General features: G+C 32.9%; 10 protein-coding genes and 1 other annotated feature. Of the genes, 6 read left to right on the top strand and 4 right to left on the bottom strand.

Translation table 11 applies throughout. The annotated features are described in order from the left end of the window. Positions 1 to 36: 36 nt before the first annotated feature. Positions 37 to 259: a binding site (T-box leader), on the top strand. Positions 260 to 329: 70 nt separating this feature from the next. Then, complete coding sequence (locus tag ACWPVO_RS05580) at positions 330 to 1,442, top strand: 5-methyltetrahydropteroyltriglutamate--homocysteine S-methyltransferase (RefSeq protein ID WP_454207103.1); 1,113 nt, start codon at positions 330 to 332, stop codon at positions 1,440 to 1,442. 232 nt (positions 1,443 to 1,674) lie between these two features. On the opposite strand, the gene ACWPVO_RS05575 is transcribed toward ACWPVO_RS05580, so the two are convergent. From ACWPVO_RS05575 to ACWPVO_RS05565, 3 genes are read right to left on the bottom strand one after another with little or no spacing between them, the layout of a single operon-like run. Further along, a complete protein-coding gene (locus ACWPVO_RS05575) occupies positions 1,675 to 1,902 on the bottom strand; it encodes a hypothetical protein (protein ID WP_454207101.1) in 228 nt (75 codons plus the stop codon). 13 nt (positions 1,903 to 1,915) lie between these two features. Then, entirely contained in the window at positions 1,916 to 3,292 is a 1,377-nt protein-coding gene (locus tag ACWPVO_RS05570; RefSeq protein WP_454207099.1) for a TRAP transporter large permease subunit, read from the bottom strand. A gap of 17 nt (positions 3,293 to 3,309) precedes the next feature. Beyond that, complete coding sequence (locus ACWPVO_RS05565) at positions 3,310 to 4,212, bottom strand: LysR family transcriptional regulator (protein WP_454207097.1); 903 nt, start codon at positions 4,210 to 4,212, stop codon at positions 3,310 to 3,312. A gap of 164 nt (positions 4,213 to 4,376) precedes the next feature. Here ACWPVO_RS05565 and ACWPVO_RS05560 point away from each other — a divergent pair, with 164 nt between their 5' ends. From ACWPVO_RS05560 to ACWPVO_RS05540, 5 genes are all read left to right on the top strand, one after another. Further along, on the top strand, positions 4,377 to 4,652 hold the full coding sequence (locus ACWPVO_RS05560) for a citrate lyase acyl carrier protein (RefSeq protein WP_454207095.1): 276 nt from the start codon (positions 4,377 to 4,379) through the stop codon (positions 4,650 to 4,652). Further along, on the top strand, positions 4,649 to 5,545 hold the full coding sequence (locus ACWPVO_RS05555; RefSeq protein WP_454207093.1) for an HpcH/HpaI aldolase/citrate lyase family protein: 897 nt from the start codon (positions 4,649 to 4,651) through the stop codon (positions 5,543 to 5,545). Before ACWPVO_RS05560 ends, ACWPVO_RS05555 begins: the two co-directional genes overlap by 4 nt. Then, complete coding sequence (gene citF / locus ACWPVO_RS05550; protein ID WP_454207091.1) at positions 5,542 to 6,966, top strand: citrate lyase subunit alpha; 1,425 nt, start codon at positions 5,542 to 5,544, stop codon at positions 6,964 to 6,966. The genes ACWPVO_RS05555 and citF overlap by 4 nt, the downstream gene beginning before the upstream one ends. A 375-nt stretch (positions 6,967 to 7,341) precedes the next feature. Next, complete coding sequence (locus ACWPVO_RS05545) at positions 7,342 to 8,778, top strand: APC family permease (RefSeq protein WP_454207089.1); 1,437 nt, start codon at positions 7,342 to 7,344, stop codon at positions 8,776 to 8,778. Between the two features lie 18 nt (positions 8,779 to 8,796). Continuing rightward, positions 8,797 to 10,116, top strand: a complete 1,320-nt coding sequence (locus ACWPVO_RS05540) for a M18 family aminopeptidase (RefSeq protein ID WP_454207087.1) — start codon at positions 8,797 to 8,799, stop codon at positions 10,114 to 10,116. 223 nt (positions 10,117 to 10,339) lie between these two features. Here ACWPVO_RS05540 and ACWPVO_RS05535 read toward each other — a convergent pair whose 3' ends face one another. Continuing rightward, on the bottom strand, positions 10,340 to 16,780 hold the full coding sequence (locus ACWPVO_RS05535; protein WP_454207085.1) for an S-layer homology domain-containing protein: 6,441 nt from the start codon (positions 16,778 to 16,780) through the stop codon (positions 10,340 to 10,342). Positions 16,781 to 16,945: the final 165 nt, after the last annotated feature.

Raw genomic sequence — 16,945 nt, 5'->3', positions numbered from 1 at the left:
ACAGGTAAAATTAATGATGCTAACATAAAATAAAATTTAAACCATTTGAAGAGAAGAGTAATCCACTTTGGAATTTTACAGAGAAGCCCGTTTAGCTGAGAGGGTCAAAGGAAGATTTGGGTGAACATGGCCTCTGATGGGATTAGTCGATATTAGACTTTTCCGGGAGCTCCCGTTATAGAGATAGAGTATGTTGGTACTTGAGAGTGGCATTCCATATGCAAAATAGGTGGTAACGCGGAAATAATTCGTCCTTATTGTTTTTATAAACAGTAAGGACTTTTTTTTATACATTCTCAAGATGGATTTTAGAAAAAAGGAGAAAGAAAATGACAAAAATTTTAGCACCAAGTAAGTTCGACGTAGTAGGATCTTTTTTGAGACCAAGAGATTTAAAAATCGCGAGAGAAAAGTTTTCCAAGGGAGAAATTTCAGGAGAAGAACTTAAAAAAGTAGAAGATAGAGAAATAGAAAAGCTTGTGAAAAAACAAAAGGAAGCTGGCCTAAAAATAATTTCTGATGGAGAATTTAGGAGGTCCTGGTGGCACTACGACTTCTTCTGGGGTCTTAACGGAATAGAAAAGTACACTTTGGCTGAAGATGAACTAATTCACTTCCATGGAGAAACCTTAAGACCTGATGGAATAAAAATTGTTGGAAAGCTTGGAGGTAAAAACCATCCCTTCTTAGACCACTACAAGTTTGTGAAAGGATTTGAAGACGAAAATACTGTGGCAAAACAAACAATTCCATCACCTGCTCAACTCCTAAGAGGAGTTTACAATCAAATCAAAAAAGGCAATCCTTACGAAGATATAGAAGAATTTATTAAAGATGTGTCGGAGGCCTATGGAGAATTTTTTCAAGAAATTTACGATATTGGCTGTAGAAATGTTCAACTTGATGATTGTGCTTGGGGAAGCGTAGTAGACCCAAACTTTGCAGAAAGATTTCACGTTGATGCCAAGAGCATAGAAGAATTAAAAGAAGAATACTTAAAAATAAATAATGATGCAATAGAAAAAGCACCAGAAGGACTTAACATCACAACACATATTTGTAGAGGAAACTACAAATCACATTATGCATCAGAAGGATCCTATGACTCAGTTGCAGATTATGTCCTTGCAAGAGAAAATGTGAAGGCCTTCTATCTTGAATACGATGACGAAAGATCTGGCGACTTCAAGGCCCTTGCCAAGATTCCAGCAGGCAAGAAAGTTGTCCTTGGCATCGTGACAAGCAAGAGACCAGAGCTTGAAGACAAGGAAGAACTCATTAAGAGAATAAAAGATGCATCAAACTACATTCCACTAGAAAATATTTGTATCTCACCTCAATGCGGCTTTTCATCAACAGAAGAAGGCAACGCAGTAACAGAAGAAGACCAATGGAAGAAGATAAAATTATTGAGAGAAGTTGCAGAAGAAGTTTTAATTTAAAGTTTTTCTAGATAGATATAGTCTGGTTTAATTATATAAACTTTACCCTTAAATAGTACCTGTAAGTTTATTATTTATAAATACAAATTTTTCTTTAAATTAAAAGATTGAACGTGTTTGTATAAACAGTAATCTAGTAATTTAAAGGTGTTTATTTTATATATGAAACGAAAATAAGCCTTTTGAATTCAAAAGGCTTATTTTGATAAAAAGTTATTTTATAGATACTGAGTTATTTTTTGCTATGTTCTATAGTTGTAACTGCAAGACTAAGAAATGCGGTTGCAATAGATAATTTAATAGCTATATCTTTTAAAGCTTTTGACACACCAATTGCTAAGTCGCCATTATTTGTTATTACAGCGAAAAACTGAACAAAGACTATTATTAATCCTAATATAAAAAATAGTGTTAAAGTAAGAGTTAAAATATTCTTAAGAGTTTCTTTAAAATTATTCATTTTAACCTCCTTATTATAAAAGTGGTATTATACCAAGTGCCATTAACATAGCAAATAATATTGCTGGAAATGCGTAGGCAAAAACTAAATTCTTAAATGTGCTTGCAGGGTTTTCAAGTCCTGAAATACTACATGCAATATAAATTGGTGCAGAGTTTGGTGGAATACATCCTTCATTAGAGAATAACAGTAATAATACTGAACAAGCAACAGCTGGTTCAACATTAATTGATCTTAATGCTAGATAAGCAATTGAACCAATAGCAGTTGTAGTTGCTGTACCAGTGAAAGGTCCAACCATCATTGTTGAAAGTACTGCCACGCCTAATATTACTACAAATTTTGAGTGAGATGCCAAGATAGCAAAGATTCCATTAACTTCTTCTTCAAGTCCTAGGCTTATTAAAAGTCTACTTGCTGCAAAAGCAAAGAATAGTAAAACGCCAGTTTGGGCATATTGTGAATAGGATTCTTTATTTAGTTCCCACCATCCTTTTGCAGTTTTTGGTAAAAACTTTCTTCCTTCGAGCATAGCTATGAATGTTATTAAGATAGGAATCCATAATATTAGTGATACTGATTTTAAAGCGTCTTTGCCAAAAGTTTCTGAAGCTGTTAAATACTCTTTAACAGGACCAGAAGTTATAACAACAGGAATTATAACACCTAGGAATATTAATAAAGACTTCCAATTTTCTTTAAGTGTTGCGCCTACGTTTAAATTTTGGTTTTCAACTGCTTGAATATTATATTTTTTAACATAAAATCTAACTAGTATTAATCTGTAAATTAAAAGAATAGTAGCAGCTGATAAAAGTGTGATGTATAGTTCCTCACTTGTTATTTCCTTAGCAATAGCTGGCATTCCTAGAAGTAAGAACATTGAAGATGAAGGTGGAAATGCAATACCTAATCCAGCATTACCTGCAACTATTGTTGTGGCCATGTTATCTGACCAACCAGTCTTTTTCATCCATGGAATAGTAATTGACCCAACAGCTGCGGCGTTACCAGAACCAGATCCAGAAATCATCCCAAACAAAGCACTAGCAATAGTTGATACGTAAGCTGAACCTCCTGGAAGTCTGCCAAGCATACTATTCAAAATATTTACAAGTCTTTCAATTACTCCTGTTTTATTCATTATGTAGGCCATGAATGTGAAAGCCATAGCTGCATAAATTACTTCTTGCTTTAATGCAAAAGATAAGCTGTCTTTTATAGATTCGTTGAATTCTGGTAATTTAAATATTGTAATACCTAACAATACTAAATAAGCCCAAAACATACACTCAGCCATTTTTCTTTTAAAAACAGTGTTTACAATTAGGATAATTACAACATAAATTATTAATGATATTGTACCTATCCCTATTAAGTTTGTTAACATAAAATACTCCTTTCTTTTTAAAAACTATATTGAATTTTTTTCAAATAATCTAATAATATTTTCGTTGCATTTGAGATATAAGATCCTTTTAGAGTTGCAACACAGAAAGAGAAAGATTCGTTTAATTCTTCATCAATAAAGAAATATTCTTTTTCTTTCTTTAAATTATCAGATATTTGTTTTTCTGGTAAAAAGACTGAGCTGTATTCTACCTGTGCTAAGGCATCTAAAGTAGATAGGTTTCTACAAGTCTTTTTAATTAAAGGATTAATATTAGCATTTTCAAGAATTTTCATGGTTATCATATGAGATCTTTGCCAAGGATAAGTTGTGCAAATTTCCTCTTTTTTGAAAAAATCAAGATTAATATATTTTTCATCATATACATAATCTAAATAATTACTTTCTTTTCTAGGAACAACAATCATTTTATCTACACTTAATTCAAAAAAATCCAAATTATTATTTAAAATTGGTGGATGTATAATTCCAATATCAACAGTTTTTTCTTCTAACATTTTTTCTATGTTATCGCTTGTGGCTTCTTCTAAAACTATGTTTATATTTGGATAAAGTTTTTTGAAGTTTGGAAGAAAATATGGTAATACATATGATGCTTGAGTTCCTGTAAAACCAACAACAACCTTACCTGAGGTTGCCTTGGTTTTGTCACATAATTTTGTTTCAAAATCCTTTTGAAGTGTGTAAACATTTTTAGCAAAATCTAAGAATATTTCACCTTCGTCGGTAGGCTCTACACCTCTTGATGTTCTTTTGAAAATAGTAATGTTTAATTCTTTTTCTAATTTTTGTATGCATTGACTGAGTGATGGTTGAGAAACATATAAAACATTGGAAGCCTTTGTAATACTTCTTTCTCTATCAACAGTAATAGCATAATAAATATCTTGAAAATTCACTTTTACTTCCTCCATTGATAACATTTTATCAAGTATAGCATACATAATAAAATAGATATTGTTTATGACCCCCATATTAAACTCTTATTATTAATGACTTAATTAATAATATATAATGGGGTTAAATTAAGAATATTTTGATTTCAAGAAGAAAGGAGAATTTGATGACTATAAAAGATGTAAAAAAGGGAGATATACATATTCAAATTGAAAGTGAAAATGATAACACTACAGTAGAATTAACATCTCCATCAAAACTTCAATTTGGAAAACAAATTGAAAATTTAATTAAGGAAACAGTAAAAAAATGCACTGACAAAAATTATAATATTGTCGCTATAGACAATGGGGCTTATGACTACATTATAAAGTCTAGAGTGGAATATGCTGTTTTTGAGCATGAGGGAATAAGTGATATTGATTGGAGGAGTTTACTATGAAAGACAATAAATTAAGAAGATCAATATTATATGCTTCAGCAAGTAACGCAAAGAACTTAGTATCTTCTCAGTTTTATGGAGCAGATTCTATTTTAATAGACTTAGAAGATTCTGTTCAAATGAAAGATAAAGACTATGCAAGATTATTAGTCTTTAATTTTTTAACATCAGAAAGAGTAACTGATACAGAATTAATGGTTAGGGTAAACGACATAAATAGTGATATTGGAAAAAAAGATTTAGAAGCTATGGTCCTTGCTCAACCTGATGTTATAAGATTCCCAAAGATTGAAACAGCGGATGACGTTAAAAAAGCTGATGAAATTATTACTGAACTTGAAAATAAGTATGGAATTGAAAGTGGAAAAACTAAAATAATAGCTGGTGTTGAGAACGTAATGGGCGTTTCAAACATAAACGAAATTGCAAAAGCTAGTAAAAGAACTATTGCGATTTCAATAGGTGGCGAAGACTATTCAGTTAGTATGGGTGCTAATAGGACTAAAGAGTCTTGGGAGCTATTCTTTGCTAGAAATGCAGTAGTAATGGCCGCTAGGCTAGCTGATATTCAGGTTTATGATACAGTTTATGCCAACTTTAAAGATACAGAAGGTTTAATTAAGGAAACAGAATTCATAAAAGACTTTGGTTTTGATGGGAAATATTTAATTCATCCAAACCAAGTTAAACCAGTAAATGATGTATTCACTCCAACTGACCAAGAGATTGAAAAAGCTATGAACATAAAGAATGCTTTGAAAGAAGCAAATGAATCCTCTTCTGGAGTTATAAAATTAGACGGAGAAATGATTGATAAGCCTATTGTGGAAAGAGCAGAAAAAGTATTAAGAAGGGCAGTGGCTGCTGGAAAAATAAAGGAGGCTGACCTATGATTAATAACAAAATATGTGACAGTTTAACTGATGCGATAAAGAAGTCAGGTCTAAAAGATGGTATGACAATTTCTTTTCATCATCACTTTAGGACAGGGGATTTATTAATTAGCCAAGTCCTTAAGGTGATAGAGGAATTAGGAATTAAAGACTTAAAAATAGCAGCAAGTGCAATTGTTAACTTAGATAATGTTGATTTTATTCATTATATTGAAAATGGGACAATAACATCCGTTGAGGCAAGTGGAATTAGGGGTGAATTAGGAAACTACATCCTTAAAAATGGACTCAAAAGAGGGGTGACACTAAGACCTCACGGAGGAAGAGCAAGGGCAATACAAGAAGGATCTTTAAAAATTGATGTTGCTTTTGTAGGTGCATCGTCAGCGGATGAATTTGGAAATGCAACTGGAGCTTATGGAAAAAATGTTTGCGGAACACTAAGTTATCCAATGATAGATGTTCGATATGCAACAAAATCCATTGTTATTACAGATAATCTAGTTCCATATCCTTGTGAAAAATGGTCAGTTACACAAGATAATGTTGATTATGTTGTGGTTGTAGATGAAATTGGTGACGCATCTAAAATAGGTGTAGGAGCAGCAAGAATAAGTAATCGACCATTAGATTTACAAATATCAAGACAAGTTGTTGATGTTATAAAATACTCAGGATATTTTAAAGAAGGTTTCTCATTCCAAACAGGAGCAGGGGCTATTGCTATAGCTTGTACTGATTTTTTAAGAAAAGAAATGGAAAAAGAAGGAATTAAAGCCTCCTTTGCATTGGGCGGAGTTACATCCTATATATCTGAAATGCTAGAAGAAGGCTTAGTTAAAAATGTTTTGGCTGTACAATCTTTTGATGCGAACTCTGCTAAGGTTCTATTTGAAAATCAAAGAATGATTGAAATAGATAGTGGTAAATATGCAAATCCAAACTTAAAAGGTTGCTCTGTAAATATGGTTAATGTTGGTATATTAGGTGCTTTAGAAGTGGATACTGATTTTAATGTGAATCTACTTGTGGGATCTAACGGAAAGATGCTAAGTGGAATTGGTGGAGGTCCTGATGTTGCAGCAGGGGTTGACCTCTCAATAATCGCGGTACCAATTAACAGGAAAAGAACTCCTAGTGTAGTAGATAAAGTATTTACAAAATGTACTCCAGGAAAAGATATAGCTGTTGTTGTTACTGAGGCAGGTATAGCTTTAAATCCAAAACATAAAAATTATGAGTTTCTAAAGAATAACTTAGAAAAATCTTCTTTAGATTTAAAAACTATAGAAGAACTTAGAGATATTGCTTATAAGATTACAGGTAAGCCAAGTGGTATAGAGACAATTGACGAAATTGTAGCAAATGTAGAAGATAGATATGGCGACGTTATAGATGTAATTAAGAAAATAAAATATTAAATAACAAAAAAGAAGTGCATCTTATTAAAAGTATGCACTTCTTTATATTTATAAAGAATTTTTTTGGTTTATTGTTGCAATTTAGAAGAAATTAATGATAAAAGACAATCTTAAATCCTCTTAAAAATTGTATTTTTTAATAGGTAAAGATAAATCAAAATTATTTCAAATGAAAATCCTATTTCACTTAAAAGCAATATAGATTTGTATTTTTAGAGACTCAAGACTTTATCGCCTAACCGATATAAAGTGGAATGAGTTATAAATCAAAATAGTAAAATGTTTTTCTTATTTTTTAAATACACTAGACGGTCTATTTTTTTAAGGTTATAATTAAATTAATCATGCAATTATTTTTTTGAGAGGAGAGTTAAAATGCAAGATTCACAAAAGAAAATTAAGTGGTATATGCTGGCGTTCATGGCCTTTTCCACTTTATGGGGTTTTGGAAATGTTGTTAACGGTTTCGTATTCTTTAACGGAATCCAAGTAATATTTTCATGGATCCTAATGTTCGCACTTTATTTTATTCCAAACGCACTTATGGTTGGGGAACTTGGTTCTTCCTTCAAGGATGAAGGTGGTGGAGTTACATCATGGATAAGAGCAACTTCTAGTGATAAGTTAGCTTATTACGCAGGTTGGACTTATTGGGCATGTCACATCACTTACATTGCTTCAAAGGGTTCAGGTGGACTAAAGGCTATGTCTTGGATGTTCTTCCAAAACGCAGAAGTTTATGATTCCCTACCAACTGTTTATGTACAAATCGCAACTCTAGCAGTATTTTTAATTTTCTGCTGGGTAGCAAGTAGAGGTCTTAACCCACTTAAAAACCTTGCAACTATTGCAGGTTCAAGTATGTTTGTCATGGGTATTCTTTACATCTTAATGATGCTTGCTGCACCAAAGATTAATCCAGATGGTGGTTACCAAGCAATGGACTGGTCACTTGACAACTTGATTCCAACTTTTGATATGAAGTATTTCACTTCTTTATCAATTCTTGTATTTGCTGTTGGTGGTATTGAAAAGATGAGTCCTTATGTAAACCACATGGAAGGTAACTCTTCAAAGGAATTCCCTAAGGCAATGATTTTCGCTGCTGTAATGGTAATTATTTCAGCTATCTTTGGTACTATTGCTATGGGTATGATGTTTGATCCTGGTATTATCAATGCAGACTCAGCAACTTTTGACTCTTACGCAGCTAATGGTGCTTATTGGGCCTTCGAAAGAGTTGGAGAATACTATGGTGTAGGAAATTCAATTATGATTATCTACGCTCTATGTAATATGATTGGTCAATTCTCTACACTTGTTGTAAGTATTGACGCACCACTAAGAATGCTACTTGATGATGACAAGACAAATAAATACATCCCAAGAAAGCTTCTTAAGAAAAACAAATACGGTGCTTACATCAACGGTATTAAGCTTATAATTGTTCTTGCAGGTTCAATTATCCTTGCACAAATTCTTGTGCCAGGTGCTGCAACTGTATTAAGACAATTAACAAAGCTTAACTCAATCACTATGCCACTTCGTTACCTATGGGTATTCTTGGCTTATATCTTCTTGAGAAAGAACAGGGGCGACGTAAAAAGAGAATTCTACTTTACTCGTAACCAAGGAATTGCTCTATTCTTTGGCTTCTGGTGCTTCATATTAACAGCTGCTTGCTGTATGCTAGGTATGATTTCAGACGATCCAATGCAAATGGCACTTAACGTAATTACACCACTTGTACTTGTTGCACTTGGAGTAATCCTACCAATGATTAGGGCAAAGGAAGATAAAAAACTTAGCTAAATTCTAAAAGGAGGAAGTATGAATTATTTAGAAACTTCAAAGGAATTGTTAGAATTTATTAGAAAATCTGCAAGTATGTTCCACACAGTTGACACTGTGAAGACATATCTTGACAAGGAAGACTTTATAGAATTAAAGGAAGGCGAAAGCTGGACTATTGAAAAGGGCAAGAACTATTACACTACAAGAAACGGCTCAAGTATTATTGCCTTTAAGGTAGGTAGTGACCTTTCAGATTACCACTACCAACTTGTGGCTTCTCACTCTGACTCACCAACTTACAAGGTGAAAAGTATGCCAGAGCTTGATGGCCCAGGAGACTATGTAAAATTAAATGTAGAAGTTTATGGTGGACCAATTGATTGGACATGGTTTGACAAGCCTCTTACCCTAGGTGGAAGAGTCTTAGTTGAAGAAGATGGCGCAATTGTATCAAAACTTTTATACATTGACAAAGACATCTTAATCATACCTGATGTAGCCATCCACATGAACAGGGAAGTAAACAACGGTTATAAGTTTAACAGACAAGTTGACCTTCTTCCACTATTTACAAGTGGAGCTATGAAAAAGGGAGATTACAACAAGATGATAGCTGAAGAACTTGGAGTTAAGGAAGAACAAATTATTTCTAAGGACCTATTCTTAGTAAATAGACAAGAAGGAAAAATCTGGGGCTTTAAGGATGAATTTGTTTCATCACCAAAACTTGACGACCTAGAATGTGCCTTCACTTCACTTAAGGCCTTTATAGCTGGTTCAAACGACAAGGCAGTAAATGTTTACTGCTGCTTCGACAACGAAGAAGTTGGATCAAACACAAAACAAGGTGCCATGTCAACACTTCTTCACGACACGCTAAAAAGACTTAATGCTGGTCTTGGCTTTGAAGAAGAAGAATATCACAAGGCTGTTGCAAAATCCTTCCTGGTAAGTGCTGACAATGCTCATGCAGTTCATCCAAACCACAAGGAATTAACTGATGACGAAAACAGAACTTTCATGAACCAAGGTATTGTAATCAAAGAAGCTGCTAACCAAAAGTACACATCAGATGCCTTTTCACAAGCAGTATTCAAAAAGATTTGCGCCCTTGCTGATGTCCCAGTTCAACACTTTGCCAACAGATCTAACATGCAAGGTGGTTCAACTCTTGGAAACTTATCCAACACACAAGTTTCCCTTCACGCAGTTGACATTGGACTTCCACAACTAGCAATGCACTCTAGTTATGAAACAGCTGGAGCAAAAGACCCAGCTTACATGATTAAGGCACTTACAAAATATTACAACTCAAATGTAAAAATTGAGGGAGCATCAAAAATTACTGTTGAATAATAAATTTTCATTAGAAAATAGTATTTAAGAAATAAAATTTGTGAAAGCAAAAAATTAAAATCGCGACAACACATTTAAATAAATACTTTTTTAGAAAGAGAGTAGGCTTAGACCTGCTCTTTTTTCTTTGCCATGAAAATTGGGATTAGTAAAGTATGAATAAAAAAATAGTGCCAGTTTTATCTGACACTATTAGGAGTAATTACTATATTATTTGTTTTATTTAGAGGTTTGGCTTTTCTATTTGAACTAGCTGATAGCTTTGACCATTTTTTATAGCCTTTAGATAAATATCTTCAAAACCATATAGTGATATTTTTATAATATCACCCGCTTTTAAATTTTTAATAGTTATAGATTTATTAGAGGATTTATTATAGATGCTTACATCACTTTTATTTAGATCTACAAAAGTATTATTTTCTAGCTTCTTAACGATGGCTTTTTCTTCTATTTGGCTTAGCCAGTCACCATTGTCTGGGTGATCTTTTTTTAGTCTTATCTTTCTATTTTCAGATTCTGCAAAAATAATTTTTTTAAGTTGAGTGTTTGGCTTAGGATTTTTTCCTTCGCTTGGTTGTACATTATTATTTTCTTTAGTTTCAGGGTTTTCAATTTGAACTAAGTTGTAGCTTCTTCCAAATTTTTCAGCCTTAACAAAGACGTCCTTATAACCAGGGACTTCCACCTTAACTATATCTCCAACTTTTAGATTTTTGATGCTTAAAGAAGATTTAGAATAAACATAGTATCCAGTTTCTGTAGAATAACGTGAGGTAGAGTTTAGTTTTTCTCCACTTGGATATCTAGAAACATTAACAGTAGAGCCCTTTAGAAGATTAAGCCAGGCAATTGTATCATCATCAGAAGGGTCAATAGCAAGTGCGAAATATTTCTTAGGAGATGATATAAATTTAGGTGTTTTAGCGTCTTCTTGTGAAGGATTAACTTCATCTTTAAACTCAGCAGAAATATTTATTCTTCCGTCCTTAACCATATCCTGTGTAATGACTTTTGATTTTAAGGAATCACTTGATAAAATTTCTGAGCCATCATTTATTTTCCATCCAAGGAAGACTTTACCACTTATACTTGGATCTTCAATCTTGTAGCTTCCAGAATCACTTGTCAAATCTGCGAAAGTTTTTCCAAGAATTCCCTTTAGATTATCACTTGAAGAACCACCCTTATTAACCAACACTTCTACACTAACTTTAGGTGCAGGCTTTGGTTCAGAGCCTTCTTTCTTTTCAGGGTTTTCAATTTGAACTAAGTTGTAGCTATAACTATATTTTTCAGCTCTAACAAAGACATCCTTATAGCCAGGAACTTCTACCTTAACTATATCTCCAACTTTTAGATTTTTGATGCTTAAAGAAGATTTAGAATAAACATAGTATCCAGTTTCTGTAGAATAACGTGAGGTAGAGTTTAGTTTTTCTCCACTTGGATATCTAGAAACATTAACAGTAGAGCCCTTTAGAAGATTAAGCCAGGCAATTGTGTCATCATCAGAAGGGTCAATAGCAAGTGCGAAATATTTCTTAGGAGATGATATAAATTTAGGTGTTTTAGCGTCTTCTTGTGAAGGATTAACTTCATCTTTAAACTCAGCAGAAATATTTATTCTTCCGTCCTTAACCATATCCTGTGTAATGACTTTTGATTTTAAGGCATCACTTGATAAAATTTCTGAGTCATCATTTATTTTCCATCCAAGGAAGACTTTACCACTTATACTTGGATCTTCAATCTTGTAGCTTCCAGAATCACTTGTCAAATCTGCGAAAGTTTTTCCAATAATTCCCTTTAGATTATCACTTGAAGAGCCACTCTTATTAACTAATACTTCTACTATCACTTGGCTTGGTTTTTTTACAAGCTTATTAACTGCTTCTTCAACTAGTTTTAAATCATACTTAATATCATCTTCTGTAGCATTATCGAAGTCATATCCTGCAAATCTATTTAAGAAGTTTTCTAAAGTTTTCCTTGAATCTTCTGTGTAAGATTCATCTTTTGTTAGTTTTAAGGCTTCTTCTAGCTTTTTCTCTAGTATTGATGAATCGCCAATTGTTATCAAAGAGTCAAGTGAATTTTGCAAGTCTTTTAATGCCACTTTTAAGGCTTCCTTATCATTAGAATCTTTTAAGGAGTCTGCTTTTGCTATCTCGGCTTTCAATGCATCAAAGGATTTTTTTGTAAACTTAGTTTCATCTTTTGCCTTTGCAAGATCAATTTTTTCTTGGAGTTGTTTCTTTAGATTTACAAGTTCCTTATCAACTTTATCCTTTTCGACTATAACAACAAAAGGTGATAGGCTATCTACTTCAAAGCTTACGCTGCCCTTTTCGACAGTTGATGTATAAGTTTTTAAACCATCCTTTGAAAGGTGCTTTATAATAGCCCTTCTTCCATTATTTTCTTCACCAACAGGCAAGCTTATTTTAAGTTTTCCTTGATAGTCACCAAGTATTTTTATATCAAAGGATTTTACAATTTCATAAAGCTTGTCTTGTGCAGGCTTTAAAGTTTTATAATCCTTTAAAATTGTTTCAGGAACTGTTATTGTAACCTTACCATCCTTTGTAGTGGATTTATCTACAACCACAAGCTTTGCATCTTTCGTAAGTTTCCCTTCTATATTAACATTAGAAGTTTTGTCATCTAATTTACTTTCAATATAATCCTTTTTTGCATTTGAATCTGGTTTATTATTTTGGTCCTTATCTTCAGTAACTTCTTTAGAATTTTCAACCCAAACCTTGTTCCAAGATTCTTCATATCCATCCTTATAAGTGTAATAAGTTTCTGTAACTTCATTTATGATAGGGTAGTTTACAGCTGACATAATTTGCAAGTAAGCCCAATGAGATTTTTGAACATCAGAAAATTCTTTTATTTTAGAATTATTTTTCTTAAGGTCATCTAATGTCAAATATCTATTAGATAATTTGTTAAGCATAGTAACTGTTTCTGCTCTTGTGACTTTTCCATCAGGTTTAAAGCTTCCATCTGGATAGCCCTTTATTATTCCATTGGCACTAGATCTTAATATTGCGGCTTCAAACTCATGACCTGCAATATCATTAAATCTTGGTCCACCTGACTTATCTGCTAGAAGGGGATATAACATTCTAACAAATTCTCCCCTAGTCATAGGGACATCAGGTCTAATATTACCATCCTTAGCAAGCAACATTCCCTTAGATCTTGTATAGTTAAGAGCTTGGTTGTACCAAGAATCTTTTGCGTCCTTAAAGTCTGCTTTTAAGTTTGATGCAGTGGCATTTTCTAAGACCCAAAGCATTTGAGCAGCTTCAGCTCTTGTAACAGAATTGTCCGGTCTAAACAAGCCATCAGGATAGCCAGCTATAAAAGATTTTTGAGAAGTCTTTTTAGTATGTTTAACTTTTGTTGGAGAATAATTTTTTGTTAGCCTGTATTCATAATGACCTGTGGATTCTGTCTTTGGCTTGGCAATATTTTTATTTGCTTCTTCCTTAATAGGATCTTTTTCTTCTACAATTGAAGTATTGTTATCAGTAGATACATTGTTATTTTCTGTTGATGGATTTTCACTAGGTTTATCTTCATTCTTTGTGTCATTTAGAAATACAAAGTCAGAGCTTTTTGCATAAATACCATTAGCAAGTTCTACAGAGAAAACAATTTTTAAAAGTTTCGTTTCTGGGAAGTCTCTTTTTATATCATTTTCTTTAATATCAATTTCGTATTTATTATTTGTTGCAGAAGTCCTGTCTTGATTATTATTTAAAAGCTTTTTAATGTCATAATATTTTTCATCCAAGACGTTATCTTCAAAGCTTGGCACAGTTGCCCCAGAAGTTGCATCTAAATTTTGCCTTGTTTCATAAGAACTTTTATCAATCCTATAAATTTTAAGTTTAGGATAGGAGTCCTTGGATAGATTTTGCAACTGAGAGGAGTAACTTACTTTTCCATCATTTAATTTTGCATGGAGCCTAGTGTTATCATATTTATTAGTTATAACTTTTTCATCTTCTAGATTCATATCTAGCTTAATATTTTTTGTTTGTTCCTCAAACTTATTAGTGAAGTAAGAGACAAGTTCCTTCTTTTCTTCATCGTTAAGACTTGCTTTGTTAGCAAGTTCTTTAGCTTTTTTAATTGCTTCTTTGAAAGCATCTATAGTTGAAGAATTTTTACCAATATTTACACCTGCTTGATTTAGGGCAGATTCATTTATTTCAATACCATTAATATAATTTTTTGCAGCATTGACACTTTCAACTGAAATATCAACCTCTTTTTCAGGAAGATAAGGTCTTTCTTCCTTTTCTCCTTTAAAGGCAACTAATAAATATGGTATTTTTGGGTAGTTACTTGCAACAGCCTTTAATCTAAGGGGCACATATCCATCAAGCTTAATATCTATTTTATCGTCTACTTTTAATCCGTAGATATATAAGAAGTTTCCATCAACCTTATAGCCCTTTTGTCCAGGAACTTCATCTTGAACAAGATTTAACTTTTCCTCTCCAAGTTTGACCTCTCCATCGCCCTTAGCTAATTTTTCTAGCCAAGCCTTGGAGTCCTCACTTCTATTATTGATTTGTGTTGATTTGTTGTGGAAAGAATTTGTAACAAGTTCAACTCTTTTTAGGAAATTGCCTGGTTTTTTGTCTTCAAAAACAGGTGGAGTTTCACCCTCAACCTTATCCTTACCATCAGGGTTTATAAGAGTTTTTCCAATTTTTTCATCATCTAACTTTTTAGGAAGAGAGCTATGTCCCCAGAATTCAGGATATTCTTCTGCTATTCTTCCGGTTCCTTTTTTACCATTATGGACACTTCCAACAACATTTTTTGTTATTTCAATGCCATCTTCCTTAGCAGGTGTTTCAATGTTACCATTACCTGCTCTTAGGTAAGCAGACTTTGTTGATATGATTCCATCTCCACAAGCCGCATATCCACCTTCTCTAGTTTGACCAGTTCCACCCATAAGGGCAAGACCTCCGTCACCTAGAACTTTACCCTTATTTTTAAGAACAAGAGCATTACCACCACGAGATGTAGTTGCAGTAGTTCCACCACCATATACATAAAGATTTGAATCCTTTAAGACAGTAAGAGATCCACCATCAATTTCCATACCAGTTTGACCCCTATAAGGCAAGCCATTTGCTTCACTTCCTGTTGGAGATTCATCTCCTTTTACAAAAACATTTCCCTTTATAAAGGCCTTACCCTTAACAAGGACAACAGGTCTTGTATTTTTTATAGCCTTATTGGCATCTGTCAAATTATTTGTATTTGAATAAATATAAGAGCTTTCCAAAACCGCTCCATCATTTAGGATAATTTGTCCTTGGATAGATGATCCAGAAACAACTTTTGCACCTGAAGACTTTCCTAACTCACCTTGAAAAGTTCCCTTAGGGTCGTAGTTTATCCTAAGCCTACCGCCATTAACTGTTATTCTTCCATAAATTGATGAATCATGAACATTTAGGGTAGCCCCTTTTTTAACTATTATATTTACTCCAGAGAAGACCTTCATATTTACAAGTGTAAGATTAGTTCCTTCTTCTAGGACGAAATTTTGAATTGGAATTCTTTCTTCATCAGGTCTATATTGGAATTTATTTTTATCTGGATTTTCACTTATTGGCAAAATCAATCCTAATTGTCCATAGGTTCCACTTTCATGAGATCCTTGCCATAGATTTATGTTCTTTGGAACAGTAAAGGATTGATTAGCACCCTTATTATTTTCATTGAAATAACCAATATACCAAGGTTCTTGATTAAATAAAACCTTGTTATTTTGAGTCGTTTTAAGCTTTGTATTTACATCCTTCATAACCTTGTCGAGGTAAGTTGATTCTATATCAGAAACAGAGAACCAGGCGGCATTACTAGTTGCCCTTCTGCCATATATATCAACTAGTTCTACCTTTACAGGATAGTCACCAACATTTTTTGGTTCACCTGCTAGAGTAATAGAAGAGTCTAGAGCGTTAAAGTTAGCTTTCATTCCAGACTTAGGGTCTAAAGTTATTTTCGTTAATCCCTTATCAACTTCTATATCAGATTTGGAAAGCTCTTTCCAAGCTTTTGGATTAGGAGCTTCATTTTCTTCAGTTATTTGACCATAGACTTTTATGTCGGAGTTCTTGTTGTCACTTGCAGCTCCAGTTGATGCACTTACTGCATCATACTTTCTTTGTCCCACAAGAGCACCCTCAAAATAGCCCTCTAACTTTAAGTGAATTTTTCCCTTTGGTGGATGTGCTAAGTCAATACTTTCGCATTTACCATCCTTTAGGAGAAAATGAAGATCACTTCCGTCATTTAGATTAAGAGTTATTGTGTGCTTGTTCTTAATAGTCTCTATGTAAAGTTTTCCATTTTCAATAGCATAACCCTTTTTCCCAGAAGTCCAACCGATGCTACTCTTTAGCATTTTTTCGTGAGTAAAAACTGTGTCAGTTTTTATTCCTGAAATTTTATCTATGGTCTCCTTTGGCTCAATGGAAAATTCCATATATTTATCCGACGTCTTTTCTAGTTTTAAACTTACTTTTTTGTCATTTGTAGCTTGTGCAAATACACTTATTGAATTGAATAAAAGTGTTAAGCACAAGATAAAAATTACAGATGTTTTTTTTACCATTGCATCCTCCTTAAATTGATAAATATTATCACTGCATATTTTATCAAAATTGCTTTTTGTAAGCAATGAATATAAAAGCATCTTAAAAAATTTATAGATATTTATAATTTGATTCCATATGACTAATATAATAGAAGCTTCTTTTAAGAAAAAATAAGAAAATAG

The sequence above is a fragment of the Peptoniphilus sp. Marseille-Q6390 genome (genome assembly GCF_965119475.1).
Note: the sequence above shows the minus strand (reverse complement) of the source record. Positions and strands in the feature narration are given on the sequence as shown.